Consider the following 16,372-nt stretch of genomic DNA (forward strand, 5'->3'; position numbering starts at 1 on the left):
TTAGCTGTCTCATGACAGGCGGCTTTGCGAGGGATCCTCGAGGACACGATCCGTCGATAGTGATCATCGGGGCCGGCGTCGCGGGTATCGCCATGGCCCATCAGCTGAAGAGGGACGGATTCACCAACTTCACCATGGTGGAAAAGGCTGCAGACATCGGCGGCGTCTGGCGCGACAACACCTATCCAGGAGCGGCTTGCGACGTGCCGTCAGCGTTGTACTCACTCTCGGACAAGCCCAACACTCGTTGGTCGAGACGTTATGCAGAACAGCCCGAGATACTCCAATATCTTCGCCGACTCGTCCTGGCCGACGGAATGGACCTGCATTTGCGCACGCGGACCGAAGTCGTCGAGATGACCTTCGATGAACAGGCCGGCCGTTGGCGTTTGGTGACCGGATCCAGCGAGACGATCTGGTGCGATGTCGTGATTTCGGCCGTGGGGCAGCTCTCGCGACCTCATACGCCGAATATTGCCGGCGAAGACACCTTCGAGGGGCCGCGTTTTCATTCGGCGCGTTGGGACCATTCGGTATCGCTGCGCGGCAAGGAAGTAGCCGTCATCGGGACAGGCGCAAGCGCGATACAGTTTGTGCCACGGATCGCACACGAGGCACAGCGCGTAACGCTGTATCAGCGCACGGCGCCTTGGATTTTGCCGAAGTGGGACAGCAGGTACGGACGTCTTCACCAACAGCTGATTAAGGTTCTGCCGCTGTGGCTGCGTCTTGAGCGTTTCGCGGTATGGCTGATTTTTGAAGTGCTCGCAGTGACGTTGGTCGACGCGAAGCCCTTGTCACGCATTCTCGGCGCGGTCGCCCGCTACCACCTCCATCGGCAGGTTGCCGATCCAATGCTGCGCCGGCAACTCACGCCATCAGATGCGCCGGGGTGCAAGCGGGTGTTGTTCTCGAATGATTACTACCCCGCGATTGCCAACGGTGAAGTCTCGTTGGTGACCAACGCGGTTGCGAAGCTTTGCGACAAGGGAGTCGTGACCGACGATGGCGTACTCCATCGCGCGGATGTCGTCATTTACGGAACAGGTTTCCGCGCTACCGACTTCCTCGCCCCGATGCGTGTTCGCGGCTGGGGCGGAGTGACTCTGGACGAGGTGTGGGGGACGCAGGCGCACGCATACCTGGGCATTACAGTCCCGATGTTCCCGAATCTCTTTCTCCTCTATGGCCCGAACACGAATGTCGGTTCCGGGTCGATCATTTACATGATCGAGTCTCAGGTCCGCTATGTCGGTGCCCTCATCAAGATTTTGGCGAGTGACCCAGGGCGTACGGTCGACGTCAGGCCAGACATCGAGCAAAGCTACAACACACGATTGAGCCGGCGGCTGCGAAGGTCGGTGTGGGCGCTTTGCGCGAGCTGGTACACGACCTCGAGTGGCGCGATCCCGACGAACTGGCCTGGGCCTACATTTGCCTACCGGATCCTCACCCGCAAACCACGCAGTCACGATTATCTATTCAGGCACGTTGAACGCCTTCAGTTAGACGGCCCGAGTGAGAACCGCGCGAGGCTGCGCAGATGATCCGGGTCGCAGGCGGTGTCTAACATTTCACTGTTAACTGTTCGAATATTGACATTCAGCACATCTATGTAAACTATTACCAGATACCCGTGCAGCAGAGCGCCCAGGAGGCATCGTGGCTAATCAGCTTCTCGCAATCACGCGTCACCCCAAGGAGCGGTTGACGTCTGTCCTGTTGGCGCCCGCCCCCCGCGTCGTCGATGACAAATGGCGACAGTGGAGTCGGGACTGGAGAGTCCGGGAACTTGCGCCGGCCCCCGCCGGATCTGGGCTGAGAGCCGTCCTAGGGGACGCTGGACTCCCGTTGCTGGGGCACACTGTCGACTACATCCGATTTGGTTCAGAATTCAGTCGGGAGCGTTACGAACGTTTGGGCTCGGTGTCGTGGATGGGCGCATTCGGTACCAAAATGGTGGTCATCGCCGGTCCAGACGCAACGCGTGAGGCGTTCACAAGCGAAGCCAAGGCCTTTTCTCAAGATGGCTGGTCCTTCCTGATCGATGCTTTCTTCCATCGCGGGTTGATGCTCATGAGCTTCGACGAACATTTGATGCACCGGCGCATCATGCAGGAGGCGTTCACGCGTCCTCGCCTGACCGGATATGTCGGGCAGGTGGCCCCGTGCGTTCGCGCAGCCGTGCCCGCGTGGCCGACCGGTCCGTCGGTCCGGATCTACCCGTTGTTGAAGAATCTCACCCTCGATATTGCCACGGATGTCTTCATGGGTGGCCGCGGCAAGGACGAGAGCGCTGCTGTCAACGAGGCGTTCGTGTCCACTGTTCGCGCGGCGAGTTCCTTTGTGCGAGTTCCACTCCCGGGCACCAGGTTCCGCGCCGGCGTGCATGGGCGGCGCGTGTTGGAGGACTACTTCTCCCGACACCTGCCGGCCGCGCGTGCAGGCGAGACCGACGATCTATTCGCCGCCCTCTGCCAGGCGACCACAGAAGACGGTGAACGGTTCTCCGACGAGGATGTGATCAACCACATGATCTTTCTCATGATGGCCGCCCATGACACCTCCACGATCACCACCACTGCTGTCACCTACTTCCTCGCTAAACATCCTGAGTGGCAGGAGAAGGCAGCGGCGGAGGCGCGGTCCTTCGGTCACGATTCGCCAGATATCGACGAACTGGAGCGGATGACGGTCCTCGATCTGATCCTCAAAGAAGCTCTGCGTCTGCTGGCGCCCGTTCCGCTGGTGATGCGCAAGACCGTCCGCGATGTCGCCATCGACGGCTATCACATCCCCCGTGAAACCTTGTGCGCAATCACACCCGCCGTAAATCACTTCGACCGCAGAATATGGAGCGACCCGGACCGTTTCGATCCGTCGCGCTTCGATGAGCCCCGGCGCGAGGACCAACAGCACCGATTCGCCTGGGTGCCGTTCGGCGGGGGGGCGCACAAATGCATTGGGATGCAGTTCGGCACACTCGAGGTGAAGGCAATCCTGCACCAGATGTTGCGTACCTACACTTGGACGGTCCCAAACGACTATCACGTGCGTTGGGACAACACCTCGCTGCCCATTCCCGTGGACGGACTGCCTGTGACGTTGCGGCACCGATGAGCGGTGAGAACTCGCCTTACCTGGAGCCCACGGAGTTCCTCGATTGGCAACATGAATCGGTACGCGACTTCGTTGCATCGGCGACCCGCGGCGCGGTCGACGACACCACGAAGGCCATAGCCATCTTCACTGCGGTCCGCGACTCGATTTGGTATGACCCCTACACCGTGACCGATGACCCGCATGCGTATCGCGCCAGCACCATCGCAACTGCAGACCGCGCTTACTGCGTCCCGAAGGCGGTGCTCTTGACGGCGGCCTGCCGAGCAGCAGGCATCCCAGCGCGGCTGGGGTTCGCCGATGTCCGAAACCACCTTCAGACCGAGACATTGCGTGAGCGGATGGGCGGTACCGACGTCTTCGTCTACCACGGATACAGCCTCATGCATCTCTGCGGTGTCTGGGTCAAGGCAACTCCGGCGTTCAATCGCGAGCTATGCGCACGGTTCGGCGTCCCGCCAATTGATTTCGACGGGCGCACAGACGCCCTGCTGCACGGGTTCGCCGGTGACGGCACACAACACATGGAATATCTGAGGGATCGAGGCGCCTTCGACGATCTACCGCTGGCAGAGATCCTGCAAGCGCTCAGAACCCACTACGGGACGCTCATAGGCGATGCGAGTCGCCATCCAGACCTGTTCGCCTGAAGGGCCGATGCGTAATGCACAGCACGATGCAAGACGTCCAGCTCACAATCTCGGCAATTGTCCGCCATGCCGCCTCCATTCACGGAAACAGCGAGGTGATCACCCCCGACGGAATTGGATACCGAAGTATGTCCTACCGTAGCGTCCTGGGGCGAGCGGGCCGACTTGCCAATGCGTTGCGCGGGCTCGGAATAACGGCAGATCAACGGGTGGCCACTTTTCAGTGGAGTAACCAAGAACATCTCGAGGCCTACTGCGCGGTTCCCTCCATGGGCGCGGTGCTGCACACCCTCAACATTCGTTTGGCTCCAGAGCAACTCGCGTACATCGCCAACCATGCCAGCGATCAGATCATCCTGGTGGATGCGTCGGTTGCGCCATTGTTGGCTAGTGCGCTACCAGCGATGGAGTCGGTGCATACGGTCATCGCCACCGGGGGCGGCGACCTCGCTCCGCTGCAGCGATGCGGGAAGACGGTGTTGCGTTACGAGGAGATCCTGGCGCAGCAACCGGAGACTTTCGATTGGCCCGAGATCGATGAGCGTTCCGCCGCGGCCATGTGCTACACCAGCGGGACTACTGGAAATCCCAAAGGTGTTGTCTACAGCCACCGTTCGACCTACCTACATGCACTGACCGCCTGCACGTCGAACGCCCTGGCAGTGAGCGAGGCCGACCGTATCCTGGCCATTGTCCCGATGTTTCACGCCAATGCGTGGGGACTGATCTACGCGGCGTTGATGTCTGGTGCGGACTTGGTATTACCCGATCGCCATCTGCAAGCCGCGCCGCTGGTGTCGATCATCGAAGAGACTCAGCCGACTATCGCCGGTGCAGTGCCGACGATCTGGAACGATGTCGATCGATACCTGGAATCGAATCCCGCCCGGGACATCTCCTCACTTCGGCTGGTTGCCTGCGGGGGATCGGCAGTCCCCGTCTCGCTGATGCGGGCATTCGAAGACAAGTACAACGTGCCTATCGTGCAGGCATGGGGCATGACCGAAACCTCGCCGCTGGCTACCGTCGCACGCGCAGCGCACGGAGTAGGCGAGACCCGTGCGTGGGAGATGCGCGAAAGCCAGGGTCGGCCGATGTGCGGTGTCGAGATCCGGTTGCGTGACGACCACAAGAAGACAGTGCCGTGGGACGGTCGATCAGCGGGTGAAATACAGGCGCGAGGCCCGTGGATCACCGGCGCCTACTTCGGCGACGATGATCCGGACAAGTTCGACGGAGGGTGGCTGCGCACCGGCGACGTCGGCCGGATCGACCCGGACGGGTATCTCACGCTGACCGATCGTGCGAAGGACGTCATCAAGTCAGGTGGAGAATGGATCTCCTCAGTCGAGCTGGAAAACACGCTGATTGGTCACCCGGCGATCTACGAGGCTGCGGTGGTGGCAGTTCCCGACGACAAATGGCAGGAAAGACCGCTCGCCCTGGTCGTGGTTCACCGTGGAGCCGAGGTCGACATCGACCGACTGCGCGCGTTTCTGTTGGACAAGGTCGCCAAGTGGTGGATCCCGGAGCGGTGGAGCTTCGTGTCTGAGATTCCCCGAACAAGCGTCGGGAAATACGACAAGAAGGCCATACGCGCGCGTCACTCCGCCGGCGAGTATCAGATCGAAACGTCCTAAGAAATCAAACCCATTGATATTGAACAGCCGAGAGGGAATCCTGTGACAGCATCAATTTCTCCCTGGATGAGCGCCGAATTGCTCGAGCTTCGTGACCTTGCCGCGAAGTTCTTCTCGACCGAATTGGCCCCACATGCGCAACGTTTCGCAGACCAGCACCAAGTTGACCGAGAATTGTGGCACAAAGCCGGCGAACTAGGCCTGCTCTGCATGTCCATACCCGAAGAATACGGCGGGGGAGGCGGCACATTCGCGCACGAAGCCGTCGTACTCGAAGAGCAAGCCCGAGTCGGGGACAGCTCATGGGGCGCAGGGCTGCACAGCGGAATCGTCGCGCACTACATCCTCCAGTATGCGGCCGAAGAACTACGGAGGCAGTGGCTGCCCAAGATGGCCTCAGGCGAAATGATCGGTGCTATCGCCATGACGGAGCCAGGGACCGGTTCTGATCTGCAGAGTGTCAAGACCAAAGCAATTCTTGACGGTGACGAGTACGTGATCACCGGCGCAAAGACCTTCATCACCAACGGTCAGCAAGCCGACCTGATCATCGTCGTCGCCAAGACAGATCCAAGTCAGGGCGCCGCCGGCATCTCGCTGATCGTCGCCGAAGCCGATCGACCCGGATTCCGGCGCGGCAAGGTCCTCGACAAAATCGGCCAACGCGGACAAGACACCTCCGAGTTGTTCTTCGACGACGTAAGAGTGCCCCGCTCGCACCTCCTGGGCGAGACCGAGGGTCAGGGTTTCATTCAGCTGATGACGCAGCTACCTCAAGAGCGGCTCATCGTCGCGGTTGGGGCGGTCGCGGCGATGGAACTTGCCGTGGAGCAGACACTCAAATACACCCGTGAGCGGGAAGCGTTCGGACGGCCCGTCTTCGGCTTCCAGAACACGAAATTCATCTTGGCCGAAGCTGCAACCGAAACGCGCATCGCACGAGTATTTTTGGACTACTGCATCGACCTACACCTCGCGGGCCAACTCGACGTCCAGACCGTCGCCATGGCGAAATGGTGGACCACTGAGCGAGCGATGAAGGTGCTCGATGACTGTTTGCAGCTCCACGGCGGATATGGGTACATGACCGAGTACCCCATCTCGAGATTGTGGGTGGACCAGCGCGTGCAGAAAATCTACGCCGGCACAAATGAGGTGATGAAGGAAATCATCTCGCGTTCCCTATGACCCTGAACGATTAGCCACCTGCACATTACTCACCTGGGAGGATTGATGGCATCTACAGAGGTGCCATATCGCCACGAAATGGGTGGACATTGCGGATCGGGTGCCCTTCGGGAGTTGATACCAGATGCTCCTATCTTCAGGCAATGAGTTCTTCAGGCAATGAGTTCGTTGGTTCTTCTGCTGGGTTGGCGGAGGGCGTGGTAGATCTCGCGGGCGATGTACGCTTGATGCAGCGCATGATCTCGTTCTTGGTTTTGCCTTCGGCCAGGCGGTGAACGAAGTAGTCGCGGGTGGGCTGGTGACGGCGCATGCGCACCACCAGGATGACGTGCAGGGCACGGTTGGCGTCGCGATTGCCTCCCCAATTGAGCCGGTGGCGGATCGTTTTGCCGCTGGAGGCTTCCAGTGGGCTGACCCCGCAGAGTTTGGCGAAAGCGGCGTCGCTGCCGATCCGAGCGGGGTTGTCGCCGAGGGCGGTCAGCAGCGTGGCAGCGGTGTCGGGCCCGACGCTGTAGCTCGGGTGCGGCGGTGGCGGTGATGGTGTCGACGTGGCGTTCGAGTCGGGCGGCTGCGGTGTCGAGCTGGTGGCAACGTGCCGCCATCGACTTGATAGCAGTAAAGAAAGTTCTCACATCGCAGGCCAGCGGCGGTCAGGCGGGCGTTGGTCGCGCCTGCTGCCCGCGGCGTCTCGATGCGGCGAGGAGCGAGGACAGTCCTGGCTTGTCGTGGTGCCAGGATGCCGTGGCCGTTGAGATGTACAGCGCTCGTCGTCGTGTGCAAGCTTGTGTGGCGGCGGACGGAGGGCGAAGCGTAGCGAGCGGCGCGGACGGGAGCGCCAGCGGACGGGAGCAGAGGGAGTGTAGCGAAGCCCGCAGGTAGCCGCCGGTTCCTCGCGGGCTATGGCGGCCCGGGCTCCGCTGAGCATCAGTTGCGGGTCTGCGCCATGGCGATGGGACTCGTAGGATGGCGGTTGTGAGCGGGATGCTGGCGCAGCGTGCACGGCGAGAGGCCGAGACGCGACTGGTGGGGCAGCTGCGGCGGTTGGCGCATGTGCGGGGTGTCGCGACGACTGCCGAGCGGCTGAGTCGGCGGTTCGATGCCCAGACAGCGGACTCTTTGGTGGCAGCGGCGTGGCTGCACGATATCGGCTACGCACCGTCGTTGCGCCGGACCGGGTTTCATCCGCTCGATGGCGCAGAGTTTGCCCGGGCGGCGGGTTTTCGGGAGCTGGTCGCCTCCCTGGTGGCGTTCCATACTGGGGCGCACGCGGAAGCTGCCGAGCGCGGCTTGTCAGGTTTAGCGGCGTTCAGCGATCCGCCCAGCGATGTTCTGGATGTGTTGACCTTTTGCGATCTGACGACCGGGCCGGACGGGGCGCCGGTATCACCGCGAGATCGATTGATCGAGGTGTTGGGCCGCTATGGACCCGAGGACCCGGTGCACCGCGCGGTCGACGCGGGGCGCGACGAACTGTTGGCGGCGGTCCGACGGGTACGCGATTGGCTGTAAACCCAGCCGGTTAGCCGAGGTAGGGGCTGTCGCGGTGTTGCAGGTAGTGCTCGATGCGCAGTCGCATCGACGGGTGCATGTCCAGATTGGGGATGTCGTCGGGATCGGTCCAGGCGATGTCGGTGCTTTCGTGATCGATGGCCAGGGTACCGCCGAGAACCTTGGTGGTGAAGGACAGAGAGAACTGTTGGCGGACTTCGCCATCGGTGAACGCGACGACATGCTGCGGGTTGGTGTAGACACCGACAAGGCCGGTGACTTCAATGTCGAGCCCGGTTTCCTCTTTGACTTCCCGGACGGCGGTGTCGGCAATCGTTTCGCCGATGTCGTGTCCGCCGCCGGGTAGCGCCCACAGGGTGTTGTCGCGGCGTTTGATCAGCAGGATACGACCCTGTTCGTCGGTGACGATGGCCGAGGCTGACGGAACGACGCTGTTGGGCAGCGGGGCGTTGGGGTCGTTGTAGTAGTCGGTTCGCATAGGGTTCAGCCTTTCGCGCTGAGCGGTCTGGCGCGATCCCAGACCTGGGTGAAAGCGTCTTCGAGGGTGGCCCAGAGCCGTGGTTCGTGGTGGCGCGACAGCACAAGCACGGGGTTGTTGCGCCCGGGTGAGCCGTAGATGTGGAAGTTGACGATCATGGCGTCGTCGACCCGGAAGATCGACGTGTAGAGCGTGGTGTCGTGGGTGCGGATATCCAGCCCCGGGGTATCGGCATGCGGGGCGAGCAACTCCACGGACGTGCGGCAGCGGGCGATGACGGCCTCGCCGATGCCTTCCTCCTTGCCGCGCAGGATCGTGGTGGCAGTGTCAGGATCCCCGACGAGAAACCGCACCGCCACACCGCGGGCGGCGGCGTCGAGCAGAATGTCGAGGAAGCCGTCGAGGGTGTCAAACAGGAACGTGGCCGCCAGGACGAGGATGTCGATGCCGGTGGTGGCGTCGCCGAAATGCTGCTGCCACGTCGTGATCGGCAGCTGGGTGCGGCTGGCATACAGCGTCGCGGTGAACGGACCACCCAGCGACGTCGTCGCCAGCGCGCTCGCGGTAGGGGCAGGATACTGGTTGGGCCACAGGTTGTGCGGTGTGCAGCCAAGCAGCTTAGCGGCGCGGCGGGCGTTGTCCTCGCGGACGTTGTAGTCGATGTTGGCCAGCCAGCGGCGCACCGTCTTGATATCCACGCCCACCGCAGTGGCGAACCTCTGTGGGGAGAGTCCCTTGGCGTGCAGCCGTTGGGTGAGGCGATCGTTGGGGATCGTGGCGGCCTCGGCGTCGCCGTCCTGATCGCCCGTCGTCTCAGCGCACATCTTTCCGTGTCATCCCTGTCCATCCTCAGCGCGTGGTTCCTAGTTTGCCATGCGACTGCCGCCGCCCCGCGGCGGTGATGCCCGTCCGATGCCCACGGGCATGTCCCTGTCGTGTCCGAAATGTCTGCGGCAGTGTCGGCAATGCCTGCCAACGTCCCTCGCTACGTCCGCGATGTCCACGTGAACTGAGCCCAGCGCCGCAACGGGCGCAAACAGATCACGAAAGGAACAGCGGGACAATGCGTTTAAGAATCGACACATCAGGCACACGGTTCATCGTCACCCGAGCGGCCGAGCCGCGGCTGAACTTCGAGACCGGCAGCCCAAAAGTGGACACCGCCACCGGCGTGCCACTGTATGCCGCGCAGCTGTTGGCGTTGGATGACACCGGTGGTGAAGTGCTCAACGTCACCGTCGCCGGGGATCCGAAAGTGACAGTCACCCAACCTGTTTCAGTCGCGGGTCTGGTTGCTATCCCTTGGGCTCAAGGTGATCGCAGCGGCGTGGCGTTCCGTGCCGACGCCATCACCCCCACCAACCCCGCGGCTGCGCCGAGCGATCAAGCGTCCCGCGCGCAGAAATAACCCCATTTGCTGGGGCGCGGCGCTCGTGGGTGTCGCGCCCCAGCACGTGAGCTGCTATCGACCATTCACTCACCAGAGGGACGCCTGTCATGGCATCAAACTACAAAAACAGCAAGAACTCTCAATCCAACGACGACGACTGGATCACCGACCTCATCCTCTCACTGTTCAAAGCGGCCGGGTATCTGCTGTGGTGGGCGGTCCTGTTCCCGGCCATCAGCATCCCGATCATCGCCAGCGTGGCGATGGCCATTACCCATGGCTCACGCGCGGGTCTGATCATCGGTATTGCTTTCGCTGCCGCGTATGCGGGCTGGGCGTGGCTGGACCCGCGATCGTTTCACGGATGGGTCACCGAGCCGGTGCGGCGGCGCTGGTTGACCTGGTCGCGCTACACCCGCACCTGGCAATCGGTGTGCACCCTGCACGGCCTGACCGCCACACTTGGCGAACGCACCTTGGTGCCGACCTTGCAGTCGGTGCGCATCGGCAAGACGACCGACGTCCTGGCGCTGCGAGTGGTCACCGGCCACTCCCTGGCTGATTGGCACAAGCAATCCGAGGCGCTAGCCGCCGCCTGGCGTGCCGACCGGATCGCCATCCGCGCGACCGCGCCCGGAGAGCTACGCATCACCCTGATGCGCGGCGACGTGCTGGCCGACCCGATTGCCCTGCCCATGCCCACGACGGCGACTGCGGTGGATGTGGGGTCGGTGCGGGTCGGGATCACCGAAACCCGCCACTGGTGGCACCTACCTCTGCTTGGCCACCACCTGCTCGTGGCTGGCGCGACCGGCGCGGGGAAAGGTTCAGTGTTGTGGTCACTGATCGCTGGCCTCGCCCCCGCCGTGAAAACCGGACAAGTGCGGCTCTGCGTCATCGACCCGAAAGGCGGCATGGAACTGGGCGCCGGAGCACCCATGTTCACGGTGTTCACCCACGACGCCACTGGCACCACCCTGTACCTGCTGCGGCAACTAGTGGAGGTGATGCACGCCCGCGCCAATCGGTTACGGGGCAAGACGCGCATGCACACCCCGACTCCGACTGAGCCGTTATTCGTGGTGGTGATCGATGAGATCGCCGCGCTGACTGCGTATGTGACCGACCGCAAGGTGCGCAGCGAAATTGAACAGCTGTTGGGCCTGCTGCTCTCCCAAGGCCGGGCCGTCGGCATTTCGGTGGTGGCAGCGGTGCAAGATCCGGCCAAAGACACCCTGCCGGTGCGGCAGCTGTTTACCGTGCGAATCGGGTTGCGGTTGACCGAAGCCACCCAAACCACCATGGTTTTGGGCCAGGGCGCCCGCGACGCGGGGGCCGACTGCGATCACATCCCCGACACCACTCCCGGTGTGGGCTACATGATGATCGATGGCACGGCCCAACCGGTGCGGGTACGGGCATTTCACGTCGCCGACCACGACATCGCCACTCTGGCAGCACGATTCCGGCCACCTCGTGCCGCGACCCGAACCAACCAGTCCAACAGCGGGCGCACCGACACCGCCCGGGGTCAACGGTGACTACTGCAACGACAGCCCCCACGCTGGTGTTGCCCGGGGTTCCCGGCTCGATCGACACCAATGCGGTGGTGGATCAGATGGTGCGCCGCGCGTCCTCGACGGGGTTCGAATCGTGGTGGCGGCGCGCGGAATCTGTTGGCTTCTGCGCCCACCCCATCCAACTCAGAGGTACCGACGAGATAGGCCGCGATCGGGTGGTGTGGACACGGTGCAACAACCGCCGCGCACAGGTATGCCCATCGTGCTCAGACCTGTACGCCCGCGACACGTGGCAGCTCGTGCACGCTGGCACCGCCGGCGGCCACCACAACATCCCCGCAGCAGTGGCCGATCGTCCGCAGGTGTTCGTCACCCTCACCGCACCTAGCTACGGGCCTGTTCACGCCGCCGCGCGTGCAGGCGACAAGAAGCAGCGTGTGTGTCGCGACCACCACCACACTGGCGGCTACCGCCGATGCCCGCATGGAAAACCACTGTGGTGCAGCACAACCCACGGCGAAGGTGATATCTATGCGGGACAGCCGATCTGCGCGGACTGCTACGACTACACCGGGCATGTCCTGTTCACATGGCACCTGCCCGAACTGTGGCGACGCTTCACCATCACCCTGCGACGCACACTGCGCCGAGAGCTACGTGCTTCGGGCGCCGACCCGGATGCGGTGCAGGTCAGCTTCATCAAAGTCGTCGAACTGCAAGCCCGGCTCATCCCGCACATTCATGCCCTGATCCGCCTCGACCCGCCCGACAGCGATGACTCTGGCGGTCATGACTGGCATGCGCCCCTTGCGGCAACCGAACTGGCCACCATCATCCAACAGGCCGTTCGAACCGTGGCCGTGACGGTCACCGACTCATCCTCAAATACAGCGACACGGGTGATCAGGTTCGGCACACAAGTCGACACCCAACCCATCGACAACCGGCACGCCGGCACGGACGGCTCTGCTGTGCAGGAGGATTCACCACACGGCGGGGTTCTTCCAGGCCGCCGCGTAGCTCGCTACCTCGCGAAATACGTCACCAAATCCTTAGCTGACGTCGGGATCAGCGCGCGACGCATCTCCACCGAGGCCATCGCTGACCTCGATGTCTGCGACCACGTTCGGGCGATCCTGACCGCCATCAGCCAACTCGCCGATAAGGGACTGGCCGGTGTCGGTCGGTGGCTGCACACCCTGGGCTACCGGGGCCACATCACCAGCAAATCCCGCCGCTATTCCACCACGATGACCGCGCTGCGCGAACGTCGCGCGGCCTGGACCCGTGAACAACGTTTAAAAAGCACTGCGCACCAACATGATCTCGGCCTCGACTCCACCGATGGCGATGATCTGGTGGCATGGGAATTCGATCGTGCCGGCCCCACCAGCCTCGGCGACCGGACCCTCATCTACTCCGCGGCCGTCCAACACATCCACACCCGCCGCATCGGACTGATCGAAGTCCGTGGCCAAGCCCGCAATCAACAATGGGATCCGCCAGGGGGAAGCGATGGCTGACAGGTCCCGAGCAGCACGTGCTCGCTCCGGGTGTGACGCTCGTCCCGATGCGCCGACGGTGTCAGAGGGGGGTGTTGAAATTGTTGTGCCCAACCAATATCGACTTCCGTCCGAGGCCAACCGCGCGCTGGTACACGTGATAATGGCTGTGCGGGACCGGATGCTTGGATCAGGGAGGGGAGTGGCGTGAGCCTGAGGTTCGCCTTCTATGGCCGAGTGAGCACGGAGGACGCTCAAGACCCGGAGGCGAGCCGCAGCTGGCAGAAGCGGCGTGCCATGGACCTGATCACTCCGCACGGCGGATTCATCGCCGCCGACTACTTCGATGTGGGACAGAGCCGTTCACTGCCGTGGAAGCGCAGGCCAGAGGCGTCACGTCTGCTTGCTGATGTCGCTTGTCGGGACCGTAGCTTTGATGCCGTAGTGATTGGGGAACCCGCCCGTGCGTTCTACGGGCCGCAGTTCGCGCTCACCTTCCCTGTCCTCACGCACTACGGAGTTGGCCTGTGGGTACCCGAGGTCGGCGGAGCGGTCGATCCCGGCTCCGAGGCACACGACCTGGTGATGACTCTGTTCGGCGGCATGAGCAAGGGAGAGCGCGCTCGAATCCAGATGCGCGTCCGTACGGCGATGTCAGCACTCGCGCACGACACCGCCAGATATCTCGGTGGTCGACCACCCTACGGTTACCGGCTCGTCGATGCCGGCCCGCATCCAAACCCTGCCAAGGCCAATCTTGGGCAGCGGCTTCACCGCCTCGAACCCGACCCCGCGACATCTTCGGTCGTCGAGCGGATCTACCGCATGTACGCCGACGGAGCGGGCCTGCGCTATATCGCGCAACGGCTCACCGACGATGGTGTACCGTCACCGAGCCAGTACGACCCGGCACGGAATCGGCATCGTGACCCACGAGGATGGTCCCATTCGGCGATCCGCGCGATACTCGACAACCCGGCGTACCGCGGTATCCGTGTTTGGGGCAAGCAGGAGAAATACGAGGTTCTGGTCAACCCCGATGATGTCGCTGCGGGGTATGAGACTCGTATGCGGTGGCGTGATGAGGCCGACTGGATCGCACCAGAACGCCGCACGCATGAAGCGCTGATCCGTGACGAACTAGCGCAGGCTGTTCGTCTTCGGATGCAGGCGCGGCGGGGTCCCGGTCTTGTTTGCAGCAGAGAGTCAACAGTGCCATATGCACTGCGTGGGCTGCTGTTCTGTGCCGCATGTGGACGGCGGATGCAGGGCGCTGCCCGCGCCGGGAAGCGAACAACACGCATCCTCTACCGTTGTGAGCTCGGTAAGTCGCGTTCGGTACCCGCGGACCTGAGTGATCACCCGCGCACCGTCTACCTCCGTGAAGATGAGGTGACTGCGCGACTTGACGAATGGATCGCCACCCTGGCCGATCCGGCCGACTTGGCACGCGGGCAAGACGCGGACCCGGTAGCAGGGGCTGGCTACGCGGCCTTGCGGCGCCAGCTCAGCGAGGCGAATGCGAAGGTTGCTGCTCTGGTTACCGCCGTGGAGTCTGGTGTGGCCGTTGAGGATTTGACTGTTGCATTGCGCCGCCGCACCGCCGAGCGCGACGAGCTGAAGGTCCGTCTTGAGCAAGCGGAGCGACCTCGCGTCATGACTGCCGCACAAATCAGCGAGTTGGTTGAGGAATTGGGCGGGCTGTCAGCAGTGCTTGGTGAGGCAACCGGGGCGGAACGCGCTCAGGTATACGCAAGCCTGGGCCTGCGCCTCGACTACGACCCGCATCTTCAGCGAGTCACGGCGACTGCCGACTTAAGTCGTGTCGCCGGACGTGTCCGAGGGGGGACTTGAACCCCCACGCCCATTAGTAGGGCACTAGCACCTCAAGCTAGCGCGTCTGCCATTCCGCCACTCGGACCAGACCAACCGCATGGGTTGGCAGCTAAGGCTATCGGATTGTCGCACCGGCGCCTAACCCAGCCGGGCGGCGCGACCCGAGCCCGGCGGCGACGGCAATGGTAGGAACGTTGGTTGTGAGCCTTCAGAGCGGGGCGGCCGACGCCCCCACCGACCCGGGCGACGATGTGGTGGAAGTCGTCAGCAGGTTGATCCGGTTCGATACCACCAACACCGGCGAACCGGAGACGACCCAGGGCGAGGCCGAATGCGCCCAGTGGGTCGCCGAGCAGCTCGCGGAGGTCGGCTACGCGCCGCAGTACGTCGAGTCCGGCGGACCCGGCCGCGGCAACGTGATCGCCCGCCTGCCGGGCGCGGACTCCGGGCGCGGTGCCCTGCTCATCCATGGCCACCTCGACGTGGTGCCGGCCGAGCCGACCGAGTGGAGCGTGCACCCCTTCTCGGGCGCGATCAAAGACGGATTCGTCTGGGGGCGCGGCGCGGTCGACATGAAGGACATGGTCGGCATGATGATCGTGGTGGCCCGCCAGCTGAAACGGGCCGGCATCGTGCCCCCGCGAGACCTGGTGTTCGCCTTTCTCGCCGACGAGGAGCACGGCGGCACGTACGGGGCGCAGTGGCTGGTGGACAACCGGCCCGAGCTGTTCGACGGCGTCACCGAGGCGATCGGTGAGGTCGGCGGATTCTCCCTGACGGTGCCGCGGCCCGACGGCACCGAGCGCCGGCTGTACCTGATCGAGACGGCCGAGAAGGGGCTGTCCTGGATGCGGTTGACCGCCCGCGGGCCGGCGGGTCACGGCTCGATGGTGCACGACCAGAACGCCGTCACCGCCGTCGCCGAGGCGGTGGCCCGCTTGGGCAGGCACCGCTTCCCGCTGGTGCTCACCGACACTGTCAGCCAATTCCTCGCGGCCGTCAGCGAGGAGACCGGGTTCGAGTTCGACGTCGAGTCTCCGGACGTCGAGGGGGCTATCGACAAGCTCGGGCCGACGGCCCGGATGCTCAAGGCGGTCCTCTATGACACCGCCAACCCCACCATGCTCAAGGCTGGTTACAAGGCCAACGTCGTCCCGGCGATCGCCGAAGCGGTGGTCGACTGCCGGATCCTGCCGGGCCGCAAAGAGGCGTTCGAGGCCGAGATCGACGAACTGATCGGCCCGGACGTGACCCGCGAATGGATCCGCGATTTCTCGTCCTACGAGACGAGCTTCGACGGCGACCTGGTGGACGCCATGAACGCCGCGCTGAAATCCAGGTCCGGCGGCAGGCGCAACGGGCTGAACCCGAAGCAACGAATTCCCAAGCGGGCGAACGCTTTCGCATCGGTGCCACCGGAAAGCATGTAAGGCACGGTGCGAGCGTCGGGATCCAGCGCGAGCAGCGCGGCGTTCATGGCGTCCACCAGGTCGCCGTCGAAGCTCGTCTCGTAGGACGAGAAATCGCGGGCCGATCCGC

At 63.4% G+C, this 16,372-nt stretch carries 13 protein-coding genes, 1 tRNA gene and 1 pseudogene; 11 read left to right on the plus strand and 4 right to left on the minus strand.

What is annotated here, in order from left to right:
• Positions 1-11: 11 nt before the first annotated feature.
• From A5700_RS03650 to A5700_RS03670, 5 genes are all read left to right on the plus strand, one after another.
• Positions 12-1,547, plus strand: a complete 1,536-nt coding sequence (locus tag A5700_RS03650; protein ID WP_012394813.1) for an NAD(P)/FAD-dependent oxidoreductase — start codon at positions 12-14, stop codon at positions 1,545-1,547.
• A gap of 115 nt (positions 1,548-1,662) precedes the next feature.
• On the plus strand, positions 1,663-3,120 hold the full coding sequence (locus A5700_RS03655) for a cytochrome P450 (protein WP_012394812.1): 1,458 nt from the start codon (positions 1,663-1,665) through the stop codon (positions 3,118-3,120).
• Complete coding sequence (locus tag A5700_RS03660; RefSeq protein ID WP_012394811.1) at positions 3,117-3,770, plus strand: transglutaminase-like domain-containing protein; 654 nt, start codon at positions 3,117-3,119, stop codon at positions 3,768-3,770. Before A5700_RS03655 ends, A5700_RS03660 begins: the two co-directional genes overlap by 4 nt.
• A gap of 14 nt (positions 3,771-3,784) precedes the next feature.
• On the plus strand, positions 3,785-5,410 hold the full coding sequence (locus A5700_RS03665) for a fatty acid--CoA ligase (protein WP_016889183.1): 1,626 nt from the start codon (positions 3,785-3,787) through the stop codon (positions 5,408-5,410).
• A gap of 66 nt (positions 5,411-5,476) precedes the next feature.
• Positions 5,477-6,598, plus strand: a complete 1,122-nt coding sequence (locus A5700_RS03670) for an acyl-CoA dehydrogenase family protein (protein WP_016889182.1) — start codon at positions 5,477-5,479, stop codon at positions 6,596-6,598.
• Between the two features lie 136 nt (positions 6,599-6,734).
• On the opposite strand, the gene A5700_RS26820 is transcribed toward A5700_RS03670, so the two are convergent.
• Positions 6,735-7,214: a transposase gene (locus A5700_RS26820; RefSeq protein ID WP_078321963.1), complete on the minus strand. Its 480-nt coding sequence runs from the start codon at positions 7,212-7,214 to the stop codon at positions 6,735-6,737.
• Positions 7,215-7,570: 356 nt separating this feature from the next.
• On the opposite strand from A5700_RS26820, the gene A5700_RS03675 reads away from it, so the two are divergent.
• Entirely contained in the window at positions 7,571-8,107 is a 537-nt protein-coding gene (locus tag A5700_RS03675; protein WP_012394808.1) for an HD domain-containing protein, read from the plus strand.
• Between the two features lie 10 nt (positions 8,108-8,117).
• On the opposite strand, the gene A5700_RS03680 is transcribed toward A5700_RS03675, so the two are convergent.
• A complete protein-coding gene (locus A5700_RS03680; RefSeq protein ID WP_012394807.1) occupies positions 8,118-8,585 on the minus strand; it encodes an NUDIX hydrolase in 468 nt (155 codons plus the stop codon).
• A gap of 5 nt (positions 8,586-8,590) precedes the next feature.
• A complete protein-coding gene (locus A5700_RS03685) occupies positions 8,591-9,409 on the minus strand; it encodes a hypothetical protein (protein WP_012394806.1) in 819 nt (272 codons plus the stop codon).
• A gap of 239 nt (positions 9,410-9,648) precedes the next feature.
• Here A5700_RS03685 and A5700_RS25035 point away from each other — a divergent pair, with 239 nt between their 5' ends.
• The 4 genes from A5700_RS25035 (at position 9,649) to A5700_RS25040 (ending at position 14,851) form a co-directional block, all read left to right on the plus strand.
• Complete coding sequence (locus tag A5700_RS25035) at positions 9,649-9,993, plus strand: hypothetical protein (protein ID WP_011893911.1); 345 nt, start codon at positions 9,649-9,651, stop codon at positions 9,991-9,993.
• An 89-nt stretch (positions 9,994-10,082) separates the two neighbouring features.
• Positions 10,083-11,516, plus strand: coding sequence for an FtsK/SpoIIIE domain-containing protein (locus A5700_RS03690; RefSeq protein WP_012394805.1), 1,434 nt, complete (start codon positions 10,083-10,085; stop codon positions 11,514-11,516).
• Positions 11,513-13,018, plus strand: coding sequence for a replication initiator (locus tag A5700_RS03695; protein ID WP_012394804.1), 1,506 nt, complete (start codon positions 11,513-11,515; stop codon positions 13,016-13,018). The genes A5700_RS03690 and A5700_RS03695 overlap by 4 nt, the downstream gene beginning before the upstream one ends.
• A gap of 186 nt (positions 13,019-13,204) precedes the next feature.
• The gene (locus A5700_RS25040; RefSeq protein WP_012394803.1) at positions 13,205-14,851 is read left to right on the plus strand and encodes a recombinase family protein; all 1,647 of its coding nucleotides are present in this window, start codon (positions 13,205-13,207) and stop codon (positions 14,849-14,851) included.
• On the opposite strand, the gene A5700_RS03700 is transcribed toward A5700_RS25040, so the two are convergent.
• A tRNA-Leu gene (locus A5700_RS03700) sits at positions 14,833-14,918 on the minus strand. The genes A5700_RS25040 and A5700_RS03700 overlap by 19 nt on opposite strands.
• Before the next feature lie 97 nt (positions 14,919-15,015).
• Here A5700_RS03700 and A5700_RS03705 point away from each other — a divergent pair.
• A pseudogene (locus A5700_RS03705) lies at positions 15,016-16,170 on the plus strand (M20/M25/M40 family metallo-hydrolase); the annotation flags it as partial.
• Between the last annotated feature and the right edge of the window lie 202 nt (positions 16,171-16,372).

Origin of the sequence: Mycobacterium sp. E1214 (genome assembly GCF_001666755.1) — a bacterium.
Classification (GTDB): Bacteria; Actinomycetota; Actinomycetes; order Mycobacteriales; family Mycobacteriaceae; genus Mycobacterium.